At 44.3% G+C, this 26,222-nt stretch carries 23 protein-coding genes; 11 read left to right on the forward strand and 12 right to left on the reverse strand.

Annotated features, from left to right (window positions below; all coding sequences use genetic code 11):
• Window positions 1-308 precede the first annotated feature (308 nt).
• Entirely contained in the window at window positions 309-1,196 is an 888-nt protein-coding gene (locus ACX5J7_RS15270; protein ID WP_475370045.1) for a WYL domain-containing protein, read from the forward strand.
• A 161-nt stretch (window positions 1,197-1,357) separates the two neighbouring features.
• Here ACX5J7_RS15270 and ACX5J7_RS15275 read toward each other — a convergent pair whose 3' ends face one another.
• On the reverse strand, window positions 1,358-3,238 hold the full coding sequence (locus tag ACX5J7_RS15275; protein WP_498707423.1) for an ATP-binding protein: 1,881 nt from the start codon (window positions 3,236-3,238) through the stop codon (window positions 1,358-1,360).
• A 523-nt stretch (window positions 3,239-3,761) separates the two neighbouring features.
• On the opposite strand from ACX5J7_RS15275, the gene ACX5J7_RS15280 reads away from it, so the two are divergent.
• Both ACX5J7_RS15280 and ACX5J7_RS15285 read left to right on the forward strand, forming a co-directional pair.
• A complete protein-coding gene (locus ACX5J7_RS15280; protein ID WP_498707425.1) occupies window positions 3,762-5,627 on the forward strand; it encodes an alkaline phosphatase PhoX in 1,866 nt (621 codons plus the stop codon).
• Between the two features lie 65 nt (window positions 5,628-5,692).
• A complete protein-coding gene (locus ACX5J7_RS15285; RefSeq protein WP_498707426.1) occupies window positions 5,693-7,435 on the forward strand; it encodes an Aq_1262 family (lipo)protein in 1,743 nt (580 codons plus the stop codon).
• A gap of 40 nt (window positions 7,436-7,475) precedes the next feature.
• Here ACX5J7_RS15285 and ACX5J7_RS15290 read toward each other — a convergent pair whose 3' ends face one another.
• Genes ACX5J7_RS15290 through ACX5J7_RS15300 form a run of 3 tightly spaced genes read right to left on the reverse strand, consistent with a single transcriptional unit; the run spans window position 7,476 to window position 9,768 of the window.
• Complete coding sequence (locus tag ACX5J7_RS15290; RefSeq protein WP_012518808.1) at window positions 7,476-8,069, reverse strand: DUF1989 domain-containing protein; 594 nt, start codon at window positions 8,067-8,069, stop codon at window positions 7,476-7,478.
• A gap of 17 nt (window positions 8,070-8,086) precedes the next feature.
• Window positions 8,087-8,761, reverse strand: coding sequence for a guanitoxin biosynthesis heme-dependent pre-guanitoxin N-hydroxylase GntA (gene gntA, locus ACX5J7_RS15295; protein WP_498707429.1), 675 nt, complete (start codon window positions 8,759-8,761; stop codon window positions 8,087-8,089).
• 23 nt (window positions 8,762-8,784) lie between these two features.
• A complete protein-coding gene (locus tag ACX5J7_RS15300) occupies window positions 8,785-9,768 on the reverse strand; it encodes a glycosyltransferase family 2 protein (protein WP_012518806.1) in 984 nt (327 codons plus the stop codon).
• Window positions 9,769-10,201: 433 nt separating this feature from the next.
• Here ACX5J7_RS15300 and ACX5J7_RS15305 point away from each other — a divergent pair, with 433 nt between their 5' ends.
• Entirely contained in the window at window positions 10,202-10,750 is a 549-nt protein-coding gene (locus ACX5J7_RS15305) for a hypothetical protein (protein WP_015067470.1), read from the forward strand.
• Window positions 10,751-10,783: 33 nt separating this feature from the next.
• Here the strand turns inward: ACX5J7_RS15305 and ACX5J7_RS15310 are convergent, their stop codons facing one another.
• The gene (locus ACX5J7_RS15310; RefSeq protein WP_024016475.1) at window positions 10,784-11,761 is read right to left on the reverse strand and encodes an endonuclease/exonuclease/phosphatase family protein; all 978 of its coding nucleotides are present in this window, start codon (window positions 11,759-11,761) and stop codon (window positions 10,784-10,786) included.
• A gap of 455 nt (window positions 11,762-12,216) precedes the next feature.
• On the opposite strand from ACX5J7_RS15310, the gene ACX5J7_RS15315 reads away from it, so the two are divergent.
• The gene (locus ACX5J7_RS15315) at window positions 12,217-12,816 is read left to right on the forward strand and encodes a BON domain-containing protein (protein ID WP_015067469.1); all 600 of its coding nucleotides are present in this window, start codon (window positions 12,217-12,219) and stop codon (window positions 12,814-12,816) included.
• Window positions 12,817-12,910: 94 nt separating this feature from the next.
• Here the strand turns inward: ACX5J7_RS15315 and ACX5J7_RS15320 are convergent, their stop codons facing one another.
• A complete protein-coding gene (locus tag ACX5J7_RS15320; RefSeq protein ID WP_498707430.1) occupies window positions 12,911-13,174 on the reverse strand; it encodes a hypothetical protein in 264 nt (87 codons plus the stop codon).
• A gap of 8 nt (window positions 13,175-13,182) precedes the next feature.
• The gene (locus tag ACX5J7_RS15325) at window positions 13,183-13,407 is read right to left on the reverse strand and encodes a hypothetical protein (protein ID WP_043959879.1); all 225 of its coding nucleotides are present in this window, start codon (window positions 13,405-13,407) and stop codon (window positions 13,183-13,185) included.
• A gap of 622 nt (window positions 13,408-14,029) precedes the next feature.
• On the opposite strand from ACX5J7_RS15325, the gene ACX5J7_RS15330 reads away from it, so the two are divergent.
• Complete coding sequence (locus ACX5J7_RS15330; protein ID WP_020743794.1) at window positions 14,030-14,407, forward strand: hypothetical protein; 378 nt, start codon at window positions 14,030-14,032, stop codon at window positions 14,405-14,407.
• A 55-nt stretch (window positions 14,408-14,462) separates the two neighbouring features.
• Here ACX5J7_RS15330 and ACX5J7_RS15335 read toward each other — a convergent pair whose 3' ends face one another.
• The 3 genes from ACX5J7_RS15335 to ACX5J7_RS15345 all read right to left on the reverse strand — a co-directional run bounded on the left by ACX5J7_RS15335 (window position 14,463) and on the right by ACX5J7_RS15345 (window position 18,083).
• Window positions 14,463-15,368: a 5'-methylthioadenosine/S-adenosylhomocysteine nucleosidase gene (locus tag ACX5J7_RS15335; protein WP_498707431.1), complete on the reverse strand. Its 906-nt coding sequence runs from the start codon at window positions 15,366-15,368 to the stop codon at window positions 14,463-14,465.
• Window positions 15,369-15,549: 181 nt separating this feature from the next.
• Window positions 15,550-16,986, reverse strand: coding sequence for a pyruvate kinase (pyk, locus tag ACX5J7_RS15340; protein ID WP_012518798.1), 1,437 nt, complete (start codon window positions 16,984-16,986; stop codon window positions 15,550-15,552).
• Window positions 16,987-17,225: 239 nt separating this feature from the next.
• A complete protein-coding gene (locus ACX5J7_RS15345) occupies window positions 17,226-18,083 on the reverse strand; it encodes a MurR/RpiR family transcriptional regulator (RefSeq protein ID WP_498707432.1) in 858 nt (285 codons plus the stop codon).
• Window positions 18,084-18,363: 280 nt separating this feature from the next.
• Here ACX5J7_RS15345 and zwf point away from each other — a divergent pair, with 280 nt between their 5' ends.
• From zwf to ACX5J7_RS15370, 5 genes are read left to right on the forward strand one after another with little or no spacing between them, the layout of a single operon-like run.
• Window positions 18,364-19,857, forward strand: a complete 1,494-nt coding sequence (gene zwf, locus ACX5J7_RS15350) for a glucose-6-phosphate dehydrogenase (RefSeq protein WP_020743792.1) — start codon at window positions 18,364-18,366, stop codon at window positions 19,855-19,857.
• 1 nt (window position 19,858) lies between these two features.
• A complete protein-coding gene (gene pgl / locus ACX5J7_RS15355) occupies window positions 19,859-20,551 on the forward strand; it encodes a 6-phosphogluconolactonase (protein ID WP_012518795.1) in 693 nt (230 codons plus the stop codon).
• A 9-nt stretch (window positions 20,552-20,560) separates the two neighbouring features.
• The gene (gene edd, locus ACX5J7_RS15360; RefSeq protein ID WP_498707437.1) at window positions 20,561-22,387 is read left to right on the forward strand and encodes a phosphogluconate dehydratase; all 1,827 of its coding nucleotides are present in this window, start codon (window positions 20,561-20,563) and stop codon (window positions 22,385-22,387) included.
• Window positions 22,387-23,340 carry a glucokinase gene (gene glk, locus ACX5J7_RS15365; protein ID WP_498707439.1) on the forward strand — a complete coding sequence of 318 codons (954 nt, stop codon included), beginning with the start codon at window positions 22,387-22,389 and terminating at the stop codon, window positions 23,338-23,340. The genes edd and glk overlap by 1 nt, the downstream gene beginning before the upstream one ends.
• A gap of 3 nt (window positions 23,341-23,343) precedes the next feature.
• On the forward strand, window positions 23,344-23,988 hold the full coding sequence (locus tag ACX5J7_RS15370; protein ID WP_012518792.1) for a bifunctional 4-hydroxy-2-oxoglutarate aldolase/2-dehydro-3-deoxy-phosphogluconate aldolase: 645 nt from the start codon (window positions 23,344-23,346) through the stop codon (window positions 23,986-23,988).
• 145 nt (window positions 23,989-24,133) lie between these two features.
• Here the strand turns inward: ACX5J7_RS15370 and ACX5J7_RS15375 are convergent, their stop codons facing one another.
• Together ACX5J7_RS15375 and gap are read right to left on the reverse strand one after the other, a co-directional pair.
• Window positions 24,134-24,985 (reverse strand): D-hexose-6-phosphate mutarotase, encoded by an 852-nt coding sequence (locus ACX5J7_RS15375; protein WP_012518791.1) that lies wholly within the window; start codon window positions 24,983-24,985, stop codon window positions 24,134-24,136.
• A gap of 223 nt (window positions 24,986-25,208) precedes the next feature.
• Window positions 25,209-26,204, reverse strand: coding sequence for a type I glyceraldehyde-3-phosphate dehydrogenase (gene gap / locus ACX5J7_RS15380; RefSeq protein ID WP_498707441.1), 996 nt, complete (start codon window positions 26,202-26,204; stop codon window positions 25,209-25,211).
• Between the last annotated feature and the right edge of the window lie 18 nt (window positions 26,205-26,222).

Genomic DNA, 26,222 nt, shown 5'->3' on the forward strand with positions numbered 1-26,222 from the left:
GTGCAAAATAAGTAATTGTAGTCAAATTTGGTAGATTGCCTCAGTGCTAGAACGCCAAACCCTGCAATGAAAGTTACCACAATGTTAGAAAATGAACGATGTCCATAGGGCGCACGATACTAGATTGCAAATTAGCATTGTGTCACTTAGCAAGTGATATGAAGTATGCAGGAGCCGTATACGAGGCCCGTACGTACGGTTCTGTGAGAGGGATGAGGCGCAAGCCTCACCCTACTCGATATTTCTTTTGCTATTTACATGCGGCTTTAAATGAACCACACTGAATAAAATTACAATAAGTGCGCACCATGTTAGAAACTATTTCTTTTTCTCAACGTCAGCGACTGGCGTATATCGATTTTTGCCTATTGTTTAAAGGGGCTATACATCGACAGGACTTAATAAATCGCTTTGAAGTCGGGTTATCGGCCGGTTCTCGCGACTTTACGCTCTACAAAGAACTAGCGCCCGATAACTTAATCTACGATCCAAGGGAAAAGCGTTACTTTCAAACAGAAAACTTTATTCCAGTTTTCGAGCACGATGCCAAACGTACCTTGGTAAAGCTTGCCAACGACATATCAGACGGGTTTGATGCCATTGGCGATTTGCACTTTCCGGTAGAAAGTGCGTCTTCGCTGAACGTACCTGATATTTTTGTGGTAGCGAAAGTAGTACAAGCCATAGTTAACAAAAAAGCGATGAGCGTTATTTACACGTCGTTATCTAGCGGCAGTGGCGCACGTGAACTTGTGCCCCATAGTATTGTTGATAATGGTCAGCGATGGCATGTTCGCGCATTTGACAGAAAGTCGCAGAGCTTTCGAGACTTTGTATTAACCCGCATTAGCAAGGTAACGGTTAAAGCAGAGCCTGAAGTGCATGAGTGCATTGAGCAGGATGAAGAGTGGGGAAGGTTGATCCCTCTTGAGATTGTGCCTCACCCTAAAAACATTAAATTCCCTACCGCCATTGAGCTTGATTATGCGATGGAAGAAGGCGTACTCACCTTAGAAGTGCGCGCCGCTATGGCGGGCTATTTATTGAGGCGCTGGAATGTAGACTGTACCAAGCATGCAAGTTTGCGTTCAGGTGAATATCAACTTTGGCTTAAAAACCGCCAAAGCCTTGCTGATACGGATAATCTTGCTATTGCGCCAGGGTATACTGCAGAACAAGCTGCCTATACGGCATAGCAGGCCTCGGGGTATGAGTAACGACTATCCGTGCACTCCATGCCCCTTAGCTTGCTAAGTGTTTTCTAATACAAGATAAAAGGGTGTCTTTGTCTATTGGCTTCGCCATAAAGTCAGTCATTCCCGCGGCCAAACACTCTTCTTTATCTTCTGCAAACGCATTAGCCGTAAGGGCCACTATTTGGCGTTGTAATATCCAAAGCGTTCCGCAAAATAGAAGACGCTTCGATGCCGCCCATTATGGGCATATTACAATCCATTAAAATGAGATCGAAGTTATGGCGTTTAACCACGTCAATGGCATCTTTACCATTTTTGACGTGCAGAAACTTATAGCCTTCAGACTGCATGATCGTTTTAACAATTTCAGCGTTAATTTCGTTATCTTCTGCAAGTAAAATACGTTTCTTTTTGTTAGCTGCTGCGGTATCGGTAGTTACCTGAGGCGTTGTATCAACAAGCTTATTTAGGTCGTGTTCTAGCTCTCTACGATTAATCGGTTTCACGTGAGTTCGCCAAATTAGCCCGATTATTTCATCGTCGCTTTCCTCTTCTAATCTTTCGAGCTCCGCAGATATTAAAATAACCTTCGGAAATGGTTTGGGGTTTAATGTCTTTAATTGTTTGAGTAAATCAACACCGCTCATTTCCGGCATGGATAAATCCAAAATGATAACGTCAAAACTTAACGGAGTGTCTGACAGAAACGCTTTTGCACTACCGTAGCATTTAGATCTGATAGACATTGCATTGACCACGTGCTCAAAATATTCGCGACTGGTCTGCAAATCATCTACAACAGCGCAGCGCACGGAAGAACCTGGCTGTACGGTTATCTCAGGCAGGTGGCACTCTTTTGCGGCCATTGTAAAACTAAACGTGCTGCCTTGACCGATAAATGAGGTGACAGTGATATCGCCATTCATTAATTGAGCAAGTTGTTTTGCGATGCTTAAACCTAGCCCGGTACCGCCAAAGTCTCGGGTTGTCGTTTTGTCTGCTTGTTCAAATTTTCTAAAAATATTGTCTAGTTTCGATGACGCTATACCTATACCCGTATCGATGACATCAAAGGACAAGAAGTTGCCGTTTGGATGTTTGGTATATCGCACTTTAAGCTTTACCGAACCACGTTCGGTAAACTTAATAGCGTTGTTCAATAAGTTATGTAAGATTTGCGAAATCCGCGTTATATCACCTTCCACGACATGTGGTAAATCTGGGTCTTTCAAATAGATAAATTCAAGACCTTTTCGTTGACAGTACACACGTTGTAGTGACACCACGTCATCGAGTATCTGCAACAAGTCTACTGGTGCTTGCTCTATTTTTATTTTGCCCGCTTCAATTTTAAATACATCTAATATGTCGTTGATCAGTACCAGCAGTTGACGCCCCGCTGTTTTGGCTTTTTTTAGATAGATACTACTTTTTTCAGGGTTATCAATGGCTAGCTCTATCATGCCGAACAGCCCATTCATCGGGGTACGAAGTTCGTGGCTCATGCTAGAAAGAAACTCAGATTTTGCTTTACTTGCTTTTCGTGCTTTTTCAGCCGTTTCTTCTGCTTCTGCCTTCAAACGCGTAAGTTTCGAAAATGCCTGTTTTACGGTTTGTTCCATGGGGGAAAAGATAAAAACCGCTTCTATGCAAAGCAGTGCTAGCGTGGCTAACCATAAGTAAAACTCTATGGATAAGACCGTATCTACTTGGTTCGACGCATCTTGCTCGAAAAGCGTTACCACGTAATCGAGTTGCTTCAATAATTCGGTGAGTGCCTGAATATCTAACGGCGCAATGGTTTGACAATTGGTGGCTGTTATAGCGCGTTCGACATTTTTGATGTACTGGTTAACGCTTCTATCTAATTTCCCCTCGACGAAATACACATTGAAAATAGGAAGGGGAAGGTTGTTTTTCGAGACTAGCTGCTGGTGGTTTGCTTTAAATTGTGCCAGTGCTTGTTCTAGATACTCCCGCTCCGGGCCGCTGCTACACGTTTTGCCGGTAGATAGCATTAGCGCTATACGCTGAGAAAGCATACGCTGTTGACCCGCAACATTAATAGTCTAAGCATCTTGTTTTTGCTCGCTAATCAAGTCGTCCATCACTATAAATGAAAGCGTGACAAGTGTAGCTATAAGCACGAGGGCAGCGATGTAACGGACACGTATAGACATAAAAGTAAGTTTGGCGCAGTGGTAACTAAAAGATAATAGATACCAAGTAGTTACGCAATGTAACTACTAAACTAAATAAAAGGTTCCCCTTTTAACTCCAATATCGTGGTTAGCAATAAAAAATTCACAAACTGACCGAATGGTTCAGCTTTATTGAATGTCTATTCAATAACCTCAGTAACCTCGCTGGCTGCAAAGGCATTTTTCTTCACGATTTTCTATTTTTCTATCGGGCTGTCAACAAATCGTCATTTTCGTGTCAAGACTATGTCACTGAAGTGTCACAAATGTCATCCACACTTTTGGCCGCTAAGACCGTTTACAGAGGTAAGTCTTCTGCTTTCCTCCACTCAAATTAGAAAACAAATATAAGCAAGGAACCATAATGAAAAGCGAAACTCTTCGTGGGATAAAGTATTCAGCGATTGCATTAGCGGTAACAGTGGGTATATCAGCCTGTTCACTGGAAGGTGATGACGGTGAAGACGGCGCACAAGGCGCTCAAGGCCCAGTAGGTGAGCAAGGCCCAGTAGGCGAACAAGGTCCAGTAGGCGAACAAGGCCCAGAAGGCGATACTGCGGGAACGCTTACCCGTATTGCTACGGTGCCCCTTGGCGCAGAAGTAACGGGTATTTTTCTCACTGACGAAGGCGATTTGTTTTTTAACGTACAGCACCCGTCGGGCACGAATGCGGCAACAACAAGTGTAAACGAAATGCCAATCAACACGGGTACGGTAGGAGTGTTAGCAGGCGCAAATTTCAACAATTTACCCGTTACTTTACCCAACTCTCCAGTACCTAGCTCTGACGAAGAAAAAGAGTTGGTGGTTTCTGCCATTGGTCAATACCAGGTACTCGGCCAAACAGGCGACACTTTTGGTACAGATTTACCTGAAGGCCTTGGCCACATCTACACCCTTGATGGCGAAGAGTTAGTGCTTGAAAACGATATGCCAGACTTCAATGGCTTCATTTCAACAGCAGAAGGTGAGGGTTACCTTTTTTCTAACTGGGAAGAGCTTCCCGGTGGCATGAGCCGCATGAAGGTAGTAAAAGATGAATTTGGCATGTGGGAAGTTACAGAAGCCATGATGCTAGACTTTTCGCCAGTATGGGGCACTGCGGCAAATTGCTTCGGTTCTATGTCGCCTTGGGGCACGCCACTTACCTCGGAGGAGTGGGTCGTTAACTCTTCTGTAGATTCAACCACATCACCTAGCTGGAACAATCCTGAAGCGGTATCAACTGACGCTCGCTTAGGTCGTATGTGGCAGATGACCGCGCCTGATGCGCCAAACCCATACAACTACGGTTATATCGCAGAAGTGACCGATCCGCTTGCCGACGAGCCAGTAATTGTTAAGCATTTTGCCATGGGTCGCTACGAGCATGAAAACTCAACGGTGATGCCCGATGGAAAAACGGTTTATCTTTCACAAGATGATACCGGCGGCGTGCTGTTCAAATTTGTAGCAGACACAGCAGAAGACTTATCAGCAGGTACGCTTTACGGCGCTAAACTTACCCAAGATGCGGGTCAAAACGACCCAGCGACAACGGGCTTCGCTGTTGAGTGGGTTGAATTGGCAAGTGGCGATAATATGACAATTCGCGCGTGGATTGACGAATACAACGGTATTGGAACGGACGACTACGTGGACGGCCAAAGCTCGTATATCACCTTGGCTGACGTTCAAGCATGGGCAGACGGCGATGCGACTTACCCCACAGTAGAAGAGGGTGGTTCAAGCGTAACTGCGGGAGAGCCAATGGATAACCGTGTTGCTTTCCTTGAAAGCCGCGCCGCAGCGCGACTTAAAGGAGCAACGGCAGAGTGGAGAAAGCTGGAAGGTATCTCTATTAACCAGAAGCGCGCAAAAGAAGCGGTTGAGGGGGTCGATACCATTGAAGGTGAAGTTGTCGAGAATGCATACCTTTACATTGGCATTGCAGATATCGACAACACGATGGTTGACGGTGAAGGCGACATGCAGCTATCTGCCCGGGTAAAAGACTGCGGTGGTGTATACCGCGCTAAGCTTGAAGCAGGCTATAACATTACGCGTATTGAACCTGTTGTAATGGGCGGTACTTACCGCTCAAGCCTAACTGGTGCAGAGCGTTGTGACGTTGAGCAGCTTTCTCAACCAGATAACGTTGTAGTCATGAACGACGGCCGTATTCTTATCGGTGAAGACGGTTTCCAAGAAAACAACACGCTGTGGATGTATGAACCAGCAGATAAGTAAGTTTTCTTTTTAATTTAAAATACGCCGGGTGTTTACGCGCCCGGCTTTTTTCCGTTGTGACGATTATGAAAATACTAAAAATAATTCCAGGTGCAGGCATTCTGCTTTCACTACTTATCAGTGCAGGATGCACTGAAAGCACAAGTGCTGATTTAAGCAATCAATCAAATACCGGAGTAAGCGCAAGTACTTACTCTGCCAATGGAGACGGGCCTTCATCGGCTCAAAAAGATGCCGATAGCGCACATTCCTACCCATACCGAGAAGGGGACGATATTCCCGCTCTTGCGTATATTGAGCATAATGAAGTGTATAACCCTGAATCTGTGATCCCTCCCCAGTGCTATACCAAGACCGACGGGGTTAACAACCCGTGCTATGCATGTCACCAAAGTTACGATTCGATAGAGAAGCGTCCTAATCAAATGGGTGATGGTACGCTACAGGGTAATTATGAATTTTCCGATGTGGGGTTAACGAATAGCTGGAAGAACCTGTTTATTGACCGTACGTCGCTTATAGCGGGTATTGACGACGCAACGATCAAAAAATATGTAAAAGAAGATAATTATACGGCGTCGTTAGAAAAAGATGTCATGCCTGATTATATGCGCATTGAAAACCTCAGTTCTGCTGACAACGCGTTTGATAAAGACGGCTTCGCGAAAGATGGAAGCGGGTGGGTGTCTTATAATTACAAGCCTTTCCCAAGTACGTTTTGGCCGACTAATGGTTCGACAGGCGACGCCATGATCAGGCTTCCTGATGACTTTCAAACGCTAAATGGGGAGTACAACAAGGCTATCTATACATTGAACCTAAGCTTGGTTGAAATGGCGCTTAAAGAGCTTGATACATTAACTGTAGCGCCGGTCAATGAATTAGTACTGAACATTGACGTAAACCAAGACGGTAAGCTCACAAAATCAGTGACTGAAATTGCCCGTTCCTCTCATTATGTTGGCGATGCAAGAGCAGTTCCGCTCGCCCATATGCTTTACCCTGAAGGCACAGAATTCTTACATACCGTGCGCTATATCGGTGTCGATGAAGATGGCACTATATACAATGCACCGCGTATGAAAGAAGTACGCTACATGAAAAAGCACATGTTTAGAAGCCGTGAGAGCCTCGCTTCTGCCTATTATGCTGAGGCAAAAGATAAGCACTTTGAGAAGCTGCCTCAAACCCGTTATTTAGGTGAAAAAGGTATTGATAATGGCTTTGGCTGGACCATCAATGGTTTCATCGAAAACGAACAGGGCGAGCTTCGGGCCCAACACGACCAAGAACTCGCGTTTTGTAATGGCTGTCACAAGACTGTGGGCTCTACCTTCGATCAAACTTTCTCCTTTGCTCGAAAAGTACCAGGCCAAGCAGGGTGGGGTTACATTAACCTTAAAGAAATTGAAGACGTGCCGAATATCAATGAAGAAAAAGGTGAGTTTTTGACGTATATGGAGCGGGTCGGTGGTGGTGATGAATTCCGTCAAAACGGCGAGATGCTTGCTAAATGGTTTGATGAAAAAGGCATGGTGAAAGTCGAAGAAGTACAGCGTGCCAAATCAGTGTACGACATCATTACGCCTTCACCAGAGCGCGCTTATGCGCTTAATAAAGCCTATTTAACTATCGTGAAAGAGCAAAGCTATTTGTTTGGTCGTGACGCAACGCTCACTGAAGCGACGAATGTACTCAGCACGATAGATGCAGAGCAGCCCCCGCTTAAGCCTGAACACCGTTTTAAGTGGGATATGCGTCTTAACTGGCAAGCTGAAGCGCCTAGCGCTATCGCAGAAACGCGATAGCGCTTAAAGTTCAGTCTAAAAGTGAGCGTTTGCTCGTGAACTAAAGTGTGTTCGCGGGCAAAATTTCAAATTGGATAGGCTTATACCTGAAGTTGTTCGATTCACCGGCTGAGCATGCGGTAAGACCTACAATCATATCCATTTTCGCTTCAAATACGGTATAGTCGCCAGCTTTACTTTTCGGTGGTAACACGGCAATTTTCCCTGCACTGTCTACCTCTACATTCATAAACGTATTGAAGGTAGTACACACATGATGTTCAGGAATATCGAACTCTGAGAACGCTGCAACGAGGTTACCGTGACAGCCTGGCACAGGTGCTTCATCTGGGTAAAAGTGTTTGAACGTGTCAACGCTGCAAGGGGTTAAAAGGAAATCGTGGTCCTCTACCGTGTCCTCTACAATTTCAAACATCACATTACTTCGATTCGAATAAAGTTTGCTGCTTTTTTTAAATTGAATACTTTCGTTGTAATCTAGGCTTCGACCCGAAGAAATAAACTCTTCTTTGTCATGCTCATTAAATGCATAAAGGTCGGCCACTTGTTCCCCTTCTGGGTCGATTACTTTCAGCAGTTCGCCTTTTTTAATCGTAAATGCTGTACCGCTTCTTGGCTGAATTGTTTGTCTCATACTGGACCTTTTTGTCTTTATGAAGATTGATGTTTTACCTGTTTAAACGGGCATTCCCAATTTTCTGAATGTTTCTTTCCACTGTACTGGTAAACTTCTGAGCTATCGCCGTGGTTTGCTAACAACGTGTTTTTACTGCCGCAATAGGCGGCATCACGCTTCCTGATATGATCTCTAAATGCTTCAAAGCGCTTTTGATCTCGCAATAGCTCAAACTGTTCGTGTAAGTTAAATACAATAGCGGGGTTGGAAAAGCGTCGACTTTTACGCGACGCATTTGGGTGTAAGCCGATAACGAAAAAACCTTTTCCGCCTAAACTTAAACTAAATTGCGCACTGTGTGGATCGCTGGAAACTTTACTATCCCAAGACTTTAAACAGGCATCCACTTCGTGCAGGCGTTGTAGTTTTTCCCAGAGCACTTTATCAAATTCGCTCTCGCTAATCGTATCAGGCTGCTCAAAGGTAACAACAAGTGAAGAGTACATATCGCGCTTTAACGTAAACGTTTCTACGAATTTGTGGATGGACGCCAAAATGTCAGTTTCGTTGGAATCACAGCGAAAATCATCATACTGATTTATATGAATTTGTTGCTTAGTAAGCGCGCTTTTAGCCCCTACGCAGGGAAACTCATCGTCCCCCACGAAGGAGAGAAAACGGGCTTCTAAGTCCGGCTTTACTATAGACATTCCATATCTCCTTTCCTACGTGTTCAAGCCGTTGTGCTTAAAACCTCTTGGTTTTTAGCCGGCGAATGAAAAGAGGTGAATGCGACTGTATTAGCGTTAGAACTAGGGCTTAAAGTATCTACAGAGGGGGTTATAGCCGCCTCGTCTTCATGTTCAGGAAGCTGAACTATCTTCACACCATTCGCTTTAAAGTCTGCGTTGATATAGCCTTCTTCTGCATAGGCATTAAGCACATTTTCGCAAGGGTAAAAGCCCCATTTCGAATAAAAACGCTGGGCGTTATGCACAAAGTCCAACAAATGATTTACCGGACATTGATAGTTAGGGCGCTGCGGCGCAAACGTGCGGGTAGGTAATTGCTCGAGTGAATATCCTAACGCTCGGCAATTAGTAAAAAAGTCTTCGTCGTTTAGTCCGAAACCCGCGTAGCCTTCATCGAAGCCGCCGGTTTTCTGAAAGTCTGCCTTACGAATAAAAAACACTGTAGAACAAATACTATCGTCACTAAACTTTCCATGATGGTTTTCCTTTTCTCTCGAAGGTATTTCGTTGTTATCATCTTCCGGCAACGTTTCATCGTTACTCGCTAGATAACCAATTTGCTGTTCATTTTTTGAAATGTCTGAATAAGTCTTATTGCAGCGTTCACTGGGTAAAAAGACTACTGAAGTAAAAACTACTGAGTTGTCCTTTAAAGCCAGCAAACCATCTCTAAATAGTGATGGCGAAATCACGGCATCAACGTTTAAATATGCGAGGTTTGCATGTTTAGCTGCTTGCATACCTTTGTTTCGCGCTTTCGCAATGGGTAATTCGCCTTGCGTTGTAAACTTGTGCACGATGTCGAATTTATCGCTTTTAATCAGCGAAAGGTCTGACGGTGGGGCCATCCAAACGAGTACAAGCTCGTCAGGCGTTGGAGAGCACTGCTCCAGTTGCGAAATTAAATTGCAAAGTTTTTCGGTTCTACTTTTAACAATAGTTACTGCACTTACTGGCGAACGCATACTCAACCTCCTTTGATAACCCTGTGAATGCTTATTAGCTTCAACGGTGCACCTTGCACGTTATACTTTCGTAGTAAGCAAGGTGCGTTCCCAATATTTAAGTTGTTGAAAGTTATGATTTATTTTTCTTTTTTGTGGCAATTTCGCTATTGGTTACTCGCGCAAGCGAGCAATAGGTGCAAAGAAGGAGAAAAATTTACAAAGCAAACGCAATAGCTTTGCCCCAGCCTCTTATTTTGCTATGCTTTGATAGTAGGTTTAAGCATTACAATTCAACAATTTAAATGTCCCTACATGTATCATTAAACACGTTGTTTATCGAAAAACTTGGGGTTCTTTTCTAAGAGTTGTTCGGTCTGAGTGTAGGTAAATCTTCAGCCTTACTTGTAACGTATTAATTTAGGTATTTCTTTTTCTTCGGTGGACAAAGGCTGTGGAATCACAATCGTCTGTAATTATAAGGCAGTACGACAAGCAATCGCTTAAAGTCGTGGATGTCATATCGGGTATTTCTCCTAACGCAATGCGTCGGGTGTTTGGTGGTTGGATATTTTTTGCCGCTGTTGTCGGCGTCATCATTAGTGTGGCGCCAGATTTAAGTACGCAATTTATCGGCCTAACGCTTTTTGTGCTCGTTGCTTTCACGCTTATTATGTTCGGTCAAAGCCGGATATCAGAGGGGTGGCCAGCTATTATTTGCGATGACGACTTGATTGGCGTGGTACGCGATCCGGTTAAGCGCGAGTATATTTGTGTGAAGTCTTCGCTTGTTAAGGCGGCGAATCCAACGCTTATCAAGCCAAACAAGAAAGCAATAGAGATTGTTTTAGACACTGACCAGCTGTCAGAGGAAGAGCAAAGGGTACTTGACCAAGCTGTTTGGCCCAGAGAAGGGAAGCTTATCGGCTTAGCGCATTTTAAAAGGCGCGAAGACGCATGCGAAAGCCTAATGTGGTGTGTAGAACACAGAGGCTCTCACTAAAAACAAACAATAGTTTGGTTCGCGCTTATAGGTTTACTGTTCAATAAACGCGAGCTCCGTGTATAAAGGGTAATGGTCAGAGCCAATGCCCTCTAATTTTTCAATATGAACGAGCGCAAAGTGCCTAGAGTGAAATACATGGTCAAGGGGCCATTTTACTAACGGGTACTTAGCGTGGAATGTATTATAAAAGCCACGCCCCTCTCTTGGGTCTAATAGCCCGCTAATTTTTTTAAATTTACGGGTGGTAGGAGACCAGGCTACGTCATTAAGGTCGCCCGCTACAATTATCGGCCCTTCTGTTTTAGCTATTTCTTCGCCCACTACCGTTAACTCAATGTCCCGCGGCTTCGCGTAAGTATTTTCTGTAGGGCTAGGCGGTTTCGGATGAAGAAAATAGAGTAACGCATCTTTACCTTTGTGCTTTATTTTCACTTTCATTGACGGTACATCATCCTCAATCAAGAAGTTCAATGTGGCCTCTTCAAAAGGGATCTTACTGTACAAGTGCATACCATAGAGGTTTTCTAACGCACAAAATTTTCGATAAGGGTATTCCGATTCAATTTCGCTAATCCCTTTTTGCCATTTCTCGTTGGATTCTAGCGTAACCAAAAAATCAGGCTGCTTATTTCTAACATGCTCAATAAGTTTACGAAAATCATTATTGGGCATATACACGTTGCTAGACAACACGCTGAGGGTGTCTTGTGGTTTCGCGTTTTTTATTCTAGTAACTTCACGCTTGTAAAACGGCGTGTAGGGAATAATCCAGATAATTTGGTAAACAAGGCTTATTGTTAAGCCACTTACGGCTAATGCGTTAACGAAAAAAGGAATATTGGTAGAAGGCCAATTAACCACGTGGCATATAAGCAGGAAACCTATAATAACGGAAATTTGAAGACGCGGAAATTCCCACACTCTCACTAACCAATGGGAAGAAGGAAGTAACGGGGTAAAGCTGACTATTATAAAGAGTAGCGATGCGATAATGAGCGCAATATCCATCTTTTGGGCGTCCTTGATTTAAAATTAAGTGTCTTGCTTGTCTTTAATCTGCATCAGAGTTAACTGCAGACAATAGCGATATATTAAGAAAAGTGTTCGATACCTTAGTTAATTGAAGTATCGAAACTATGCCAGCTATCATTACGCGGATTTTGTTAAATCAGTTTAATCTTCCTTGTTGTACTTCGCTTGCTCGTTACATTATTCAAGCATTAACTCATCGATCAACTTAACTAGCTACTCAACTACCTACTCAACTACCTATTTAACAATCAGACCACCTTTGATAACCGCAAAATCATCAAGTAAAAAATTCTCGACCTAAGGCAAAGTTTGCAATCAGTGGGGTAGAGTATGGTGACAAATAATCAACAAAAATTAATGATTTCAATGTTTTATTTTGTTGGCAAGGTTCTGGCATCGCTAAGTTCGAGTTTCGACAAAGGAGAAATGTTATGAAACGTTCAATACTTTCGATGATTGTTGCCACATCTTTAACTACTGCTGCATATGCAGGTGATATGGACACAGATAATAAATGGGAAAAAGGTGCCAAAGACGCATGGATAGACGGTAAAGCCGAGGCGACGCTGTTATTTAACGGCAACCTTGACTCTTTTGACATTAATACAGACGTTAAAAACGGTAACGTCGTTTTAACCGGTAAAGTAGAAAACTCTGTCGATAAAAAACTGGCAGAAGAGCTAGTAGCAAATATCGACGGTGTAACTTCTGTAGACAATAAGCTTACCGTTGTTGCTGATAACGATATGCATTCTGACATGTCAGATGACATGGAAGAAGGCGTAGAGGAAGGTACGAGTGAATTGACAGATGCAAAAATTGCAACAGTTATAAAAACTCGTCTATTAATGGACACCGACATTTCGGGCTTCGACATAGATGTTGACGTAGAAAACGGTGTAGTAACACTGACTGGCGAAGTTGATTCCGACGCTGAGCGTGACCTAGCAGTGGAAATTGCTAAAAACGCGTCAGATGTTAAAGACGTTGAAAGTGACCTACGTGTTGTTACTGAAACTGCAATGAATTAAGGGTTTCTTTATTCGACTTAATGGAAAAAGGGGCGCTCGCCCCTTTTTTCTTGCCTGACGTAAGTAAGGTAGAATGGTTAGCACACCGACATAACTAATGTTTCCACTCTTCATCCAACAAGACAACTTCATCATTTTCAGATTTAATTTCTTTACGGGATTCAGTGCCATTTTCTGCCACAAGATAAAATTCATAAATCGTAATGTCAGTGCCGTATTGCTTACTTTCAATGATACGCCTAACTTGATCAGAGTTTTCCTGCTTCTTGATAAGTGTTTGTACAGCGGAAGGTAAATCTTCCATAGTCATATCCCGCTGCACTTCAACAATTTGCCACCGCTCGCCATCTTGCAGCATATCGAATTCTATTTCATTTCCGTTAGCGTCTTTACCGACACTTCATCGACTTTGCCGTTTTCATCATTATCGGTAGGCAGTGTAATTTTCCACTCACTTAAATCGAATTTGTCTGCGGGTTTTAACTCCTCACTTATACTCGTGTTAGAAAATGCAAACGTGAGTGCCACCCATAGGGAAGCTGCATATTTCCATAACGTAGGGGACTTAGATTTTCCTTTAAAGCGATACATTGAAACCTCTTGTTGGGCAGGGGCTTACCTTATTCACTTATACTAATGTTTATAATTTAGGTAAGGCCAGATTTGGGTTTTAGTTTTTTATGTGTAAGGCCGATTTAGCGTTAATGCAAACCAATTTCAAAGTGTTGTTAACTTCTAGTTTTAAAGGGGAGAAGGGCGAAACTATTCCCTGTAGGTTAATGATATCAGCTGTATTATGGCCGGTTATTTTCCTACTAATGTCTAATGTGGATAGGTCGTTGTGCCTAAAAAGTAAACCTTTTGGTAATACCAAATATGCGCAAAACGCTATATCTTCTTTAGTATTTTTAGGTCAGTAGTTGTTACTTAAACAATATGCAGAATAGACAGGGTAAATTTTCTCTTAAAGCGTGTAGAAAGTTCCTTCTACAGGTTTTGGTGTAGTGGTTAATTTTCATATCCTTTTGATTCTAATAATAAATTTATATGGTATGAAAGCTGCTTTCCTTTGAGTATTAGTCGCAGCTAGACAATGAACTTCAACCTGCGAAAAGCGATGTGTATAAACGCATAGCTAGAAAGAGTGCCCTAATTAATGCATGGGTACTTGGTAAAAACCAACGCAGTTTAAAATTGGTTCAAGGAGTGAGACATGAACTTATTAAAGTGGATATATTCAGGTATTGTAGTTTCTGCACTTATTGTTGTAGTTGGTGTGTTAGGGCAGGGGAAACTGTCTGTAAGCCAAGCAACGGCCGATGACGTAGAGCGCCCCCTTCACGCTGATATACAGAAAGTTGAGAGAAGGTTTTCATTAGTCGAATTCGACTTGAAGAACAAAGCGCACCTACTAAGAAAAACCCGTTTAGACTTTTATATTGCCCAAGCAAAACAAGCTGACCTGCGCGGGTGGAAGTTTAAGCGAGATGAGTTTGTCGAGCGCGCTGACAACATCTTAAGTCATCATCTAATGCAGTACGCAAACGATGTTTCGAAAGAAGCGGAAATTTATACCGCCCAAGCAATTTAACGAGAGGCCCCTAACAAGGGGTCTTTTTCATTGCGAAATTAGGCATCTAGTTTATTTAATTTAACGACTTGATGTACGCTTTTACCACGTCAGCGACAAACGCTTGGCAATCTTTCGCCGTAGTGGGGTCGTATTCACCGTGATTAGTAATATTATTTGATAACACGCGGATACCTAAAAACGGTGTGTGGTATGTATGGGCAATTTGTGCGGCTGCAGAGGTTTCCATCTCTTCAACACTAGTGCCCATGTTTTTGTGTAACCAAGCTATCCTGTCTATCTCGTTATTCCAAAAGTTGCCGCTGCCAATAGTACCTGTCACAACCTTACCCCGTTTATATGACGAAGAAAGTGATGAAGCCAGCGCAATCAGCGTCTTATCACCAAGGTAAAAGCGTAGCTTTTCAGCGTCTTTAGCGCTACTGCCTTCACCAGCACTTTTCTCTGAGGCCATAAGATCCATAGGTAGCCATTGAAATGGCTTTGAACCTTCACCCTTAGCAAGTTTTTGGGTTTTAAAGTTTGATGCGTTCACGCTGCGTTCGCCAAGGACTATATCGCCTACGTTTAAATCTGGGTCATGACCACCTGATGTACCTTGGTTAATGATAAGACGTGGACGGTATCTTTCTATACCTATTGCTGTGGCGGCTGCCGTATTTTCAAGTCCTTTGCCGGTTTTCGCCACGACGATAGGGTAGCCGTCTAATGTACCTCGGTAGAATACGGCATTGCCCGAATACTCAATGTTTACATTGTCTAAAAGCGCGGCGAAATATTCCGCTTCTATGGGCATAGGGCCTTGTATCATAATAGGTTGTAAAGGTACCACTTGGGTGCTTACCTCTGTACTCTTCATTGCAGTTTGTACAGTCGTGTTTCCCCACACTACGCCTGTAAGCATTAACGCTAGTGTGATTACCTTTATCGAGTAACGGAAAATGTTTTTAATACTGTTCATGCTTATCCTTGTTATTATCGCTCTGACTAATTATCAGTTAGGTATATATGTAGCGGTTTTGGCGCTTTAGATTAAAGAATAAAAACGCCCGATTGCTTATTTTTTGGCGTGTGCTGAAGTATCAGCAGATTTTAGGCAAAAAAAAGCGAAGCATTTGCTTCGCTTTAATACCCGAGTGGTTTTATTCCACTTCAACAATTTTCAATGTGTTCGTTGCGCCCACTTTTTCCATCTCATCGCCGTAGGTTAAGATGATGCTGTCGCCACTTTCGACTAACCCTTTCTCTTTTAGCGAAGCAATGACGTCGTACTTCAGTTTACCCGGCTCGCTGTTTGATGAGTCAAAGTAAACAGGCTTAACGCCGCGGCAAAGTGCCATAGTATTAAGTGTTGACTCGTGACGAGACATCGCAATGATTGGAAGCGACGTAGTAATGCGCGACATTAAGGTTGGCGTAGTGCCGCTTTCCGTTAAGCCTACAATCGCTTTAACGCTTGAAAGGTGGTTTGCCGCGTATACTGCAGACAGTGCAATTGACTCGCTCGTTGATGAGAACTGCTGATCCATGCGGTGCTTAGAAATCTTCACGCTTGGGTGAGTTTCTGCGCCTTCACAAACACGGGCCATTGCAGCAACAGTCTCAATAGGGAAGTTACCCGCAGCGGTTTCAGCAGAAAGCATGACGGCATCTGTACCATCTAGTACAGCGTTTGCTACATCCATTACCTCAGCACGTGTTGGCATAGGGCTATCGATCATCGACTCCATCATCTGGGTCGCAGTAATAACCACTTTATTTAACTGACGTGAACGGGCGATAAGTTTTTTCTGAACGCCAACAAGTTCTGCGTCTCCAATTTCTACACCCAAATCACCGCGAGCTACCATTACAGCATCAGAGGCTACGATAATATCGTCCATGGCTTCGTCAGAAGCTACGGTTTCAGCACGTTCAACCTTTGCACAAATTTTTGCGTAGCAACCTGCAGCTTCTGCAAGCTCCCGTGCGTAGTTTAGGTCTGCTCCGCTACGCGGAAACGATACCGCTAGATAGTCAACGCCAATTTTAGCGGCCGTTTTAATGTCTTCTTTATCTTTTTCAGTAAGCGCATCGGCAGAAAGACCACCGCCTTGACGGTTAATGCCTTTATTGTTTGAAAGTTTACCACCTACCGTTACTTCGGTAATTACTTTACGACCTTCAACACCGGTTACTCTTAATTGAATGCGACCATCGTCAAGAAGCAAGATATCACCCGCAGAGACATCATCAGGTAGGGCTTTATAGTCGATGCCTACCTGGTTAATATCGCCTTCGTCTCGCCCTAGCTCAGCGTCGAGAATGAACTTCGCACCTACCTCCAAACGAACAGCGCCTTCAGCAAAGCGTGCAACACGAATTTTAGGGCCCTGCAGGTCACCTAATATTGCTACATACTTTCCTAAGTTCTTCGCTGCCTCGCGTACGCGCTTTGCACGCTCGATGTGATCTTCAGCCTGGCCGTGGGAAAAGTTCATGCGCACCGTATTTGCGCCGGCGGCTATTAACGCCTGAATTTTTTCTAAAGAGTCGGTTGAAGGTCCTAGGGTGGCAAGAATTTTCGTTCTTCTGGTCATGTGATTCCGTCGCTGTTTCTAAGTTAGAAAAGACAAAGAGTGATAGGCAGTGCTTCTTAACGGCACGCCTGTAATCGCTTTACGTAATTTTATTACAGAATAATAGTTTAATTTGACAAAAATGTGAATGAAATAAAGAAAAACGCCTAACTGGCTCGACCAGTTAGGCGTTTTCGTTATATTTATAAGCCTATTATTTGTACGGTGATAAAACCTACAATGATCAGTTACGGCTAACGCTAATCGCCACGCTTTTCGTAGCGAGATCCACGCAGTGTGTCTTTCACGCGCTTTAGGTTTTCTCTGAATTTATTACCACGACGCAGGGTAAAGCCTGTTGCCAGCACGTCGATAAGCGTCAGTTGGGCAATGCGTGATGCCATCGGCATGTACATGTCCGTGTCTTCAGGCACCTCTAGAGATAGCACATAGCTACACTCTTGCGCTAAAGGGCTTTCCGCAGAAGTAATGCCCACAACGGTGGCGTCGTTCATGCGCGCTATCTGGGCAATCTCGACCAAACTTTTTGTGCGTCCCGTGTGACTAATAAGTACAACTACGTCGCCGGCTGAACAGTTCATGCAGCTCATTCGCTGCATCAGAATATCTTCAAAGTAAACAACAGGTACATTGAAGCGGAAAAACTTATTAAGTGCATCGTGAGCAACTGACGCTGATGCGCCAAGCCCAAAGAAAGAGATTTTCTGTGCTTGGGTAAGCAAGTCGACAACGCGATTGACGACATTAACATCAACTGACTGGCGCGCTACTTCCAGCGATGCCATAGTCGATTCGAATATTTTATTAGTATATTCGTCTGGACTGTCGTTTTCATCAACGTGTCGGTTAACATAAGGCGTGCCGTTAGCTAGGCTCTGCGCTAAATGTAATTTAAAGTCTGGAAACCCTTTTGTGTCGAGTCTTCGACAGAATCGATTTACGGTCGGTTCACTAACATCCGACATCTTAGCGAGGGTTGCTATACTAGAGTGAATGGCAGTTTGAGGGTTAGCGAGAATTACTTCTGCTACCTTCTTCTCTGATTTACTGAACGCGGCTTGATTTTGTGTAATTTTTTCTATAAAATGTTCATACATATATAGCAATTAGTTGGCACAATTTATTGTAAGGTACAGGGGTAATAGTACCCAATGTGACGACTGTGACAAGAAAAATGTAATTTTTTGACAATTTTTGTTGTTTCTAACAGGGTAAATGCAGGTAAACTTAAGGAAACTGTAAAGAATCAGATCCTATAGTTGGTTCAAGTTGTAATTTTACTACATTTGGTGTTAACTATACGGTAAAAATAGTCGTTGGTGTTGTAAATAACTGTACAATACACCGCGAACACATACATTTAAAAGGTCGACGAATATGGTATTGGATAATTCCTACGAACCCTGTGATTTTGTGCTTTTTGGTACGCTGGGAGATCTTTCACGACGCAAGTTATTGCCTTCTTTATATCAGCTTGAGAAAGCGAACTTGATGCACCCAGACACCACCATTGTTGGTGTTGCGCGTCAAGAGATGGAGCTGGACACGTATATAGAAGAAGTGCACGCTAACTTGGTTAAGTTTGGCGAAAAGAACCTGTGTGAAGAAACTTGGGAGCGCATGAAAGCTCGCTTGCATTATGCCTGCGTCGACATGAAAGATGTTGGTAGCTACTGTGTTCTCGACGACCATGTTAACCCAAACCGCACCATGGTGTGTTACTTAGCAACACCTCCTGCTATATACGGCGATATATGCCGTGGTCTGCACAGCTGTAAAATCATCGATTCAAGCGTACGCGTTGTACTTGAAAAACCAATCGGTCACGATTTGGAATCGTCAAAAGTTATCAACGAACAAGTGGCTGAGTACTTCGATGAAAAACAAATTTATCGTATAGACCATTACCTAGGTAAAGAGACCGTTCTTAACCTAGTGTCACTGCGTTTCGCAAACTCTATTTTCGCGACAAACTGGGATCATAACTGTATTGACCATGTTCAAATTTCAGTCGCTGAATCAGTGGGTATTGAAGGTCGTTGGGGTTACTTTGATGACGCAGGTCAAATGCGTGACATGGTTCAAAACCACTTACTTCAAATCTTGAGCTTGGTAGCAATGGAGCCGCCAACTACGCTTGACGCTGACAGCATTCGTGACGAAAAGCTGAAAGTGCTTAAGGCGCTGCGTCCTATCAATTCGTTCAATATTAACGAAAGCACGGTTCGCGGTCAGTACACCTCTGGCTTTGTGAAGGGCGAGGAAGTACCTGGGTACCTTGAAGAAGAAGGTGCCAATACGCAAAGTAAAACAGAAACCTTTATTGCGATTAAAGCCGAGATCGACAACTGGCGTTGGGCGGGTGTGCCGTTTTACCTACGCACCGGTAAACGTATGCCAACCAAGGTGAGTGAAGTTGTTATTTACTTCAAGCGTCAGCCGCACAACTTATTTGGCGATAGCTTTAAAAACCTTCCGCCGAATAAACTGGTTATTCGCTTACAGCCTGACGAAGGTGTTGAAATCACCGTTATGAACAAAGTACCTGGCTTAACCAGTTCAGGCTCTATGGACCTTCAAAAATCTAAGCTTAACCTAAGCTTCTCTGAGGCGTTTGCCGATGAGCGCATTCCTGATGCGTATGAGAAACTGCTGCTTGAAGTTATGCTAGGTAATCAGGCGCTATTCGTACGCCGAGATGAAATCGAACAGGCCTGGACATGGGTAGATTCAATCCTCGAAGCGTGGAAGCAGTCAAGCGAGCCACCAGAGCCTTATCAAGCAGGCACATGGGGTCCGGTTGACTCTATTGGCCTTTTAGCTAGAGAAAATCGCAGCTGGTACGAAAGTAAAACAGGGAAGAAAAAATAATATGGCATTAACAACTCTATCATTTGAAACACCTGACGCACTTACCGACGCCTTTGCGCAAGACTTGGTGAGTATTTTAAAAACAGGGATAAAAACTCGTGGTCGTGCATCGCTTATCGTGAGTGGCGGTCGTACGCCCCTTGCGCTTTTCAAGCAGCTAAGCGAAACCGAACTTGAGTGGGATAAGGTTGATGTAACGCTTGCCGACGAACGCTGGGTTGAAGAAGGTCATGAGGCCAGCAATACCAGCTTAGTAAAAAATAACTTAATTCAAAATAAAGCCGCAGCAGCACGTTTTATCGAACTTAAAAGCGATGCTGATGATGCAAATGAAGGCGTGAATGCTGCTGAGTCTAACTTAGCTAGTATGTCGCAGCCTTTTGATGCATTAATTCTTGGCATGGGGGAAGACGGTCACACTGCATCGCTTTTCCCTTGTTCTGAGCAAGTACTTGACGGTTTAGATATGAGCAGCGGCAGAACCTGCATTGCTGTTCAACCTACAACAGCACCTCATCAACGTATTTCATTAACGCTGCCTGCGTTACTTAATAGTCGAAATATCTTTTTGCATTTAACGGGCGAAAAGAAGAAGCAAGTATTGCTTGACGCTATTGACAATGCCACCGAAGCGCAAAAGCCCATCACAGCCGTTGTTAACCGAGCGCCGGTTACCTTGATGTGGGCGCCATAGGAGACAAACATGAATCCAAAAATTGCTGAAGTTACGCAACGAATTATCGAGCGTAGTAAAGAGACGCGTAAAGCGTACTTAGAAAAAATCGAAGAAGCACGTCGTCAGGGGCCTCATCGTGGCGTGTTGTCATGTGGTAACCTTGCCCATGGCTTTGCTGCCTGTGGGACAAGTGAAAAATCCGATCTTCGCTCAATGACAAAAGCCAACGTGGCTATTGTGTCTGCATACAACGATATGCTTTCTGCGCACCAGCCTTACGAAACTTACCCTGCGCTTATTAAAGACGCCGTGAAAGAAGTAGGCAGTGTTGCTCAGTTCGCGGGTGGTGTGCCTGCAATGTGTGATGGTGTTACCCAAGGTCAGTCTGGTATGGACTTGAGCCTAATGAGTCGTGACAACATTGCTCAAGGCGCGGCCATCGCACTTTCGCACAACATGTTTGATAGCACATTGATGCTAGGTATTTGCGATAAAATCGTACCTGGTCTACTAATGGGGGCACTTACCTTTGGTCACCTACCAACAGTATTTGTGCCAGCCGGCCCAATGCCATCGGGTTTACCAAACAAAGAGAAAGCGCGGGTTCGCCAAGAATTTGCAGAAGGCAAAGTAGGCCGTGATGCACTACTTGAAGCAGAGTCTCAGTCTTATCACTCTGCAGGGACCTGTACTTTTTACGGTACCGCGAACTCTAACCAGTTAGTGGTTGAAATGATGGGCTTGCACTTACCTGGCTCTTCATTTGTTAACCCAGGCACGCCGTTACGTGATGCACTAACAAAAGCCGCTGCTGTTCAAGCAACGCGCCTAACAGATCTTGGCGATAACTACACGCCAATCGGTCATATTGTCGATGCTAAAGCGATTGTAAATGGCCTTGTTGGTCTATTAGCTACAGGTGGTTCAACTAACCACACGATGCACCTTATTGCTGTTGCTCGTGCCGCTGGCTATATCGTGAACTGGGATGACTTCTCAGATATTTCAAACGCTGTTCCTTTGCTTACCCGTATTTATCCTAACGGCTCTGCAGACATTAACCACTTTGTGGCTGCGGGCGGTATGGCACTGCTTATCAAACAGCTGCTTGATGCTGGACTTCTTCACAACGACGTAAAAACGATTGTGGGTGAAGGCTTAGATTTCTACACCAAAGAGCCTGTGCTTAAAGACGGTGAACTAGAATGGCGCGATGGCCCAACTGAATCACTCGATAAAGAAGTACTCGCAACGGTAGAACAACCGTTCAAACCTGATGGTGGTTTAAGCGTGCTTGACGGTAACCTTGGCCGAGGCGTAATCAAAACGTCAGCGCTACCTACACCACATTGCACTATTAAAGCGCCTGCGGTTGTTTTTGAAGATCAGTTTGAACTGGATTACGCGTTTAAATCTGGCAAGCTAGATAAAGACTGCATTGTTGTTGTTCGCTTCCAAGGCCCATCAGCGATTGGTATGCCAGAGCTTCACCGCTTGACGCCTCCGCTAGGCGTGCTGCAAGACCGTGGCTTTAAGGTTGCGCTTGTTACAGACGGACGAATGTCTGGTGCGTCAGGTAAGGTACCAGCTGCAATCCACGTGACTCCAGAAGCGTATAAGGGCGGCCTACTTGCTAAAGTGCACGAGGGCGACATTATAGAGCTAAACACAGAAACTGGTGCGCTTACCTTACATGTCGATGAAGAAACGCTAGCTGCTCGTGAAGCTGCGCCTGCTAGCTTGGCTAAACACCATGTTGGTATGGGACGCGAAATGTTTGCAGGTATGCGAGCCATTCTAACTGGCGCTGAAGAAGGTGCGTGTTCACTGTTTTACACGCAGGAGCAAGCGTAATGAGTCAGAAGTTTGTGGCTGATGTTGGCGGAACGAACATTCGTGTTGCGAGAGTAACCGACTCAGGTGTCGCTGACATTAAAAAATACATGTGTAACGACTTTGCCAGCATTGATTTAGCTATAGGACAATACTTTGCTGACATGCCGCAATACAACTTTACTCAAGGTTGTATTGCCATAGCTTGTCCGGTACTTGGCGATCAGGTCGAAATGACCAATCACAGCTGGGCATTTTCACAAAATGCCTTGCGCACTCAGCTTAAGTTAGACGCATTATTTGTGATAAACGACTTTACTGCGGTAGCGCACTCCTTGCCTGTATTAGGCGAAGACCAAGTCGTTCAAATTGGTGAAGGCATAGCGAAAGAAAATGGCAATATTGCTGTTTTCGGGCCTGGGACGGGATTAGGTGTTGAGCACATCACCATGACCTCGTCAGGCTGGCAAACCCTGGATGGTGAGGGCGGTCATGTCGATTTTGCTCCCGTTGATGAGACTGATGTAGTGGTATGGCGTCATCTACAAACAACATTAGGCCGAGCGTCTGCTGAAGAAGTCATGTCTGGCCGTGGTTTACACAACATCTATACCGCGTTAGCTAACGATGCGTCTGCACCGGTAGCATTTACTGAGCCAGCGCAAATCACCGAAGCTGCACTAAACGGAGCCTGCAAGATAGCAGAAGCCACTTTAACGCAGTTCTGTCGCATAATGGGAAGCTTTGCAGGTAATCTAGCCCTTAATATGGCGACAACAGGCGGTATCTTCATTGGTGGTGGCATTGCCAACCGTTTCCCTGAGTTTATTCAAAACAGTGACTTTAGAGCGCGTTTTGAAGCAAAGGGGCAAATGAAGCATTACGTGAAAGACATTCCCACCTTTTTAATTGCAGAGCCTGATCATGGTCTATTAGGTGCGGCTGCATATCTGAATCAAAATACAGCGAGCTAAATTATGACATCGAAATGGAAAACCTCTCCAGAGGAAATTTTTGCGGCCGGCCCAGTTGTACCTGTGTTGGTTATCAATGACGTAGAAAAAGCGGTACCTCTGGCGAAAGCGCTAATGGAAGGTGGTATCAAAGTGCTAGAAGTAACCTTACGTACACCAGCGGCCATTGACGTGATTAAGCGAATTGCCGATGAAGTGCCTGATTCTTTAATCGGTGCAGGTACGGTAACTAATGCACAACAGCTAAAAGCTGTTGTTGAAGCCGGTGCTAAGTTTGCTATCAGCCCGGGAATGACTGCAGACCTGCTTAAAGCGGGTATGGATGCGGATATTCCTCTCATTCCGGGTATTTCTTCAACGTCTGACCTGATGAAGGGTAAAGATGCGGGTTATACTCACATGAAATTCTTCCCTGCAGAAGCATCAGGTGGCGTAAAGGCGATTAAGTCTATCAGTGGCCCTTTCCCTGATGTGACATTCTGCCCAACAGGCGGTATTGGTCCGAACAACTACAACGATTACCTAGCGCTTAAAAACGTGAAGTGCGTAGGTGGTTCGTGGTTAGCACCTGATGATGCAATCGAGTCAGGTGACTGGGCGCGTATCACTCAACTGGCTAAAGAAGCCGTTGCTGGTGCTAAGCAATAAACCAAGTATTGCTTCGACATTTTTAAAAAAACCTGCCTTGCGGCAGGTTTTTTCTTTTTAGCTATTAAGAACGTATAAAACGTTATTTTACCAACCCAAACTATCTATAGCCAAACACTTGTATACGCAAACTTTAGACGTTGGCTTATCGTGGAACGATAGTTTGTTTCAGCGTGTGGCACTCGCTAGGTGCTAACGTTTTCCCTTGCGTTAATGATGTCTCTACGCACAGCATATGCTTGTAACCAAACGGGTCCATGTCTGAAATAGAGGCGGCACTTTGCCATGGGTTCCATACTACAAGTGAGTCATTACCCTCAGAAACGACTTGAGTAAAAGCATTACCGTCCACTTCAATGTCGGCCGTTTTGATTGGCGCTAAGTGAATGCGGTCAGTTTCACCGGTAATGGCGTAAGGGGTGGGTGTTGCTTTTAACGCCCAGTTATCCAGTTTATCTTTGTACTGGCCTTCAATACCACTAATTAGCGTATGTTGAATATGGTCAACATGGAAATAAGTGTGAAGCGCACAGTTAAATTCGAAAGGTGCCACGCCGGTATTTTCAGTAATTAAAGAGATGTCCATTGTATTGCCCACCTTGATCACCATGGACACGTTACACTCATTTTCAAAGCCATCTGCCCGTGTAAAGCTTGGTGACAATTCGATGGTTGTGCCGCTATCGTCGTCTTTTGAATCAATCAACTTCCACACTTGGGTTCTTAAAAAGCCATGGGAGGGAAGGGCACCTTTTTCCCGCCCGTGGTCGTCACTGAACCACGGCCAGCAAACGGGAATACCGCCGCGAATTGGCCGCTCTCCGTTTAAATAGGCGTGAGGGCTGACCCAAAGGCGTTCTTTATCATCGCTTTTAGGTACATAAGACAAGATATGGCCGCCAAACAGGCTTATTCGCGCCGTGGCTAATGCGTTATCGACATCTAAAAAGGTAAGTCCATTAGACTCGCTAACAGTGACTGAACTAACGGGTGGCATAAGCCCTCCTTGGACGAATAAAGAAACAGGTAAAGAAAAAGCGACAGGAAAGCTCTTGGGCGAATTAAAACTAAATAGCAAATAACCCAAGTATCGCTTTTGTTAAGTTTTAGTAATGACTAAGACCACTTAAAACAAAAAAGGTGCAAACGCAGTGTTTACACCTTTAGATTAACTCAACTTTAAAGCAAATAGTTTAACTATTTGATCTAAATTTTATTAATTATTTGGAAATGTGCGCTACAAGGTCTAGAACCTTGTTTGAGTAGCCCCATTCGTTGTCGTACCAAGACACTAACTTAACGAAAGTGTCTGTTAGCGCGATACCGGCTGTAGCATCGAATACTGACGTACGTGCATCGCCTACAAAGTCATTCGATACAACAGCGTCTTCGGTGTAGCCCATGATACCTTTAAGCTCGCCTTCTGATGCGTCTTTCATCGCCGCGCAGATTTCATCGTAGCTCGCCGCTTTTGCTAGGTTAACAGTAAGGTCAACCACTGAAACGTTTGGCGTAGGTACGCGGAAAGCCATGCCTGTTAGTTTGCCATTAAGCTCAGGGATAACTTTACCTACTGCTTTTGCTGCACCGGTTGATGATGGAATGATGTTTTGACCAGCACCACGACCACCACGCCAGTCTTTCATAGAAGGGCCATCTACCGTTTTCTGCGTTGCTGTAGTCGCGTGAACCGTTGTCATAAGACCATCAACAATACCAAACTTGTCGTTTAGTACTTTCGCTAGCGGTGCAAGGCAGTTAGTGGTGCACGACGCATTAGAAACAATAGTTTCGCCAGCGTAGCTTTCTTGGTTTACACCCATAACGAACATGGGCGTGTCATCTTTAGAAGGTGCAGACATAACAACTTTCTTCGCGCCAGCTTCGATGTGCTTCGCGGCAGTTTCTTTAGTCAGGAACAGACCTGTTGATTCAACAACCACGTCAACGTCTACTTCATCCCACTTAAGTGCAGCTGGATCTCTTTCAGATGTAATACGGATAGTTTTACCGTTTACAACTAGGTTATTGTTATCTACTGTTACTTCACCGTCGAATAAACCGTGAGTCGAGTCGTACTTCAATAGATAAGCAATGTAGTCTGTGTCTAGCAAGTCGTTAATAGCTACAACTTCGATGTCGTTGCGCTCTGCTGCTGCACGCATTACTAGGCGACCAATACGGCCAAAACCATTGATACCGATGCGAATTGTCATAACGTACCCCGATTGTTT

This window comes from Alteromonas infernus, from assembly GCF_902705815.1.

What these genes read in the sequence shown, in the direction of transcription:
- pgl (WP_012518795.1), top strand. Translation starts at nt 19,859, where the DNA reads ATGGCATTAACAACTCTATCATTTGAAACACCTGACGCACTTACCGAC.
- zwf (WP_020743792.1), top strand. Translation starts at nt 18,364, where the DNA reads ATGGTATTGGATAATTCCTACGAACCCTGTGATTTTGTGCTTTTTGGT.
- ACX5J7_RS15345 (WP_498707432.1), bottom strand. Translation starts at nt 18,083, where the DNA reads ATGTATGAACATTTTATAGAAAAAATTACACAAAATCAAGCCGCGTTC.
- ACX5J7_RS15325 (WP_043959879.1), bottom strand. Translation starts at nt 13,407, where the DNA reads ATGTATCGCTTTAAAGGAAAATCTAAGTCCCCTACGTTATGGAAATAT.
- pyk (WP_012518798.1), bottom strand. Translation starts at nt 16,986, where the DNA reads ATGACCAGAAGAACGAAAATTCTTGCCACCCTAGGACCTTCAACCGAC.
- ACX5J7_RS15370 (WP_012518792.1), top strand. Translation starts at nt 23,344, where the DNA reads ATGACATCGAAATGGAAAACCTCTCCAGAGGAAATTTTTGCGGCCGGC.
- gntA (WP_498707429.1), bottom strand. Translation starts at nt 8,761, where the DNA reads ATGTCTATAGTAAAGCCGGACTTAGAAGCCCGTTTTCTCTCCTTCGTG.
- glk (WP_498707439.1), top strand. Translation starts at nt 22,387, where the DNA reads ATGAGTCAGAAGTTTGTGGCTGATGTTGGCGGAACGAACATTCGTGTT.
- ACX5J7_RS15300 (WP_012518806.1), bottom strand. Translation starts at nt 9,768, where the DNA reads ATGCGTTCGCCAGTAAGTGCAGTAACTATTGTTAAAAGTAGAACCGAA.
- gap (WP_498707441.1), bottom strand. Translation starts at nt 26,204, where the DNA reads ATGACAATTCGCATCGGTATCAATGGTTTTGGCCGTATTGGTCGCCTA.
- ACX5J7_RS15320 (WP_498707430.1), bottom strand. Translation starts at nt 13,174, where the DNA reads ATGCTGCAAGATGGCGAGCGGTGGCAAATTGTTGAAGTGCAGCGGGAT.
- ACX5J7_RS15275 (WP_498707423.1), bottom strand. Translation starts at nt 3,238, where the DNA reads ATGCTTTCTCAGCGTATAGCGCTAATGCTATCTACCGGCAAAACGTGT.
- ACX5J7_RS15270 (WP_475370045.1), top strand. Translation starts at nt 309, where the DNA reads ATGTTAGAAACTATTTCTTTTTCTCAACGTCAGCGACTGGCGTATATC.
- ACX5J7_RS15285 (WP_498707426.1), top strand. Translation starts at nt 5,693, where the DNA reads ATGAAAATACTAAAAATAATTCCAGGTGCAGGCATTCTGCTTTCACTA.
- ACX5J7_RS15280 (WP_498707425.1), top strand. Translation starts at nt 3,762, where the DNA reads ATGAAAAGCGAAACTCTTCGTGGGATAAAGTATTCAGCGATTGCATTA.
- ACX5J7_RS15375 (WP_012518791.1), bottom strand. Translation starts at nt 24,985, where the DNA reads ATGCCACCCGTTAGTTCAGTCACTGTTAGCGAGTCTAATGGACTTACC.
- ACX5J7_RS15315 (WP_015067469.1), top strand. Translation starts at nt 12,217, where the DNA reads ATGAAACGTTCAATACTTTCGATGATTGTTGCCACATCTTTAACTACT.
- edd (WP_498707437.1), top strand. Translation starts at nt 20,561, where the DNA reads ATGAATCCAAAAATTGCTGAAGTTACGCAACGAATTATCGAGCGTAGT.
- ACX5J7_RS15290 (WP_012518808.1), bottom strand. Translation starts at nt 8,069, where the DNA reads ATGAGACAAACAATTCAGCCAAGAAGCGGTACAGCATTTACGATTAAA.
- ACX5J7_RS15330 (WP_020743794.1), top strand. Translation starts at nt 14,030, where the DNA reads ATGAACTTATTAAAGTGGATATATTCAGGTATTGTAGTTTCTGCACTT.
- ACX5J7_RS15310 (WP_024016475.1), bottom strand. Translation starts at nt 11,761, where the DNA reads ATGGATATTGCGCTCATTATCGCATCGCTACTCTTTATAATAGTCAGC.
- ACX5J7_RS15335 (WP_498707431.1), bottom strand. Translation starts at nt 15,368, where the DNA reads ATGAACAGTATTAAAAACATTTTCCGTTACTCGATAAAGGTAATCACA.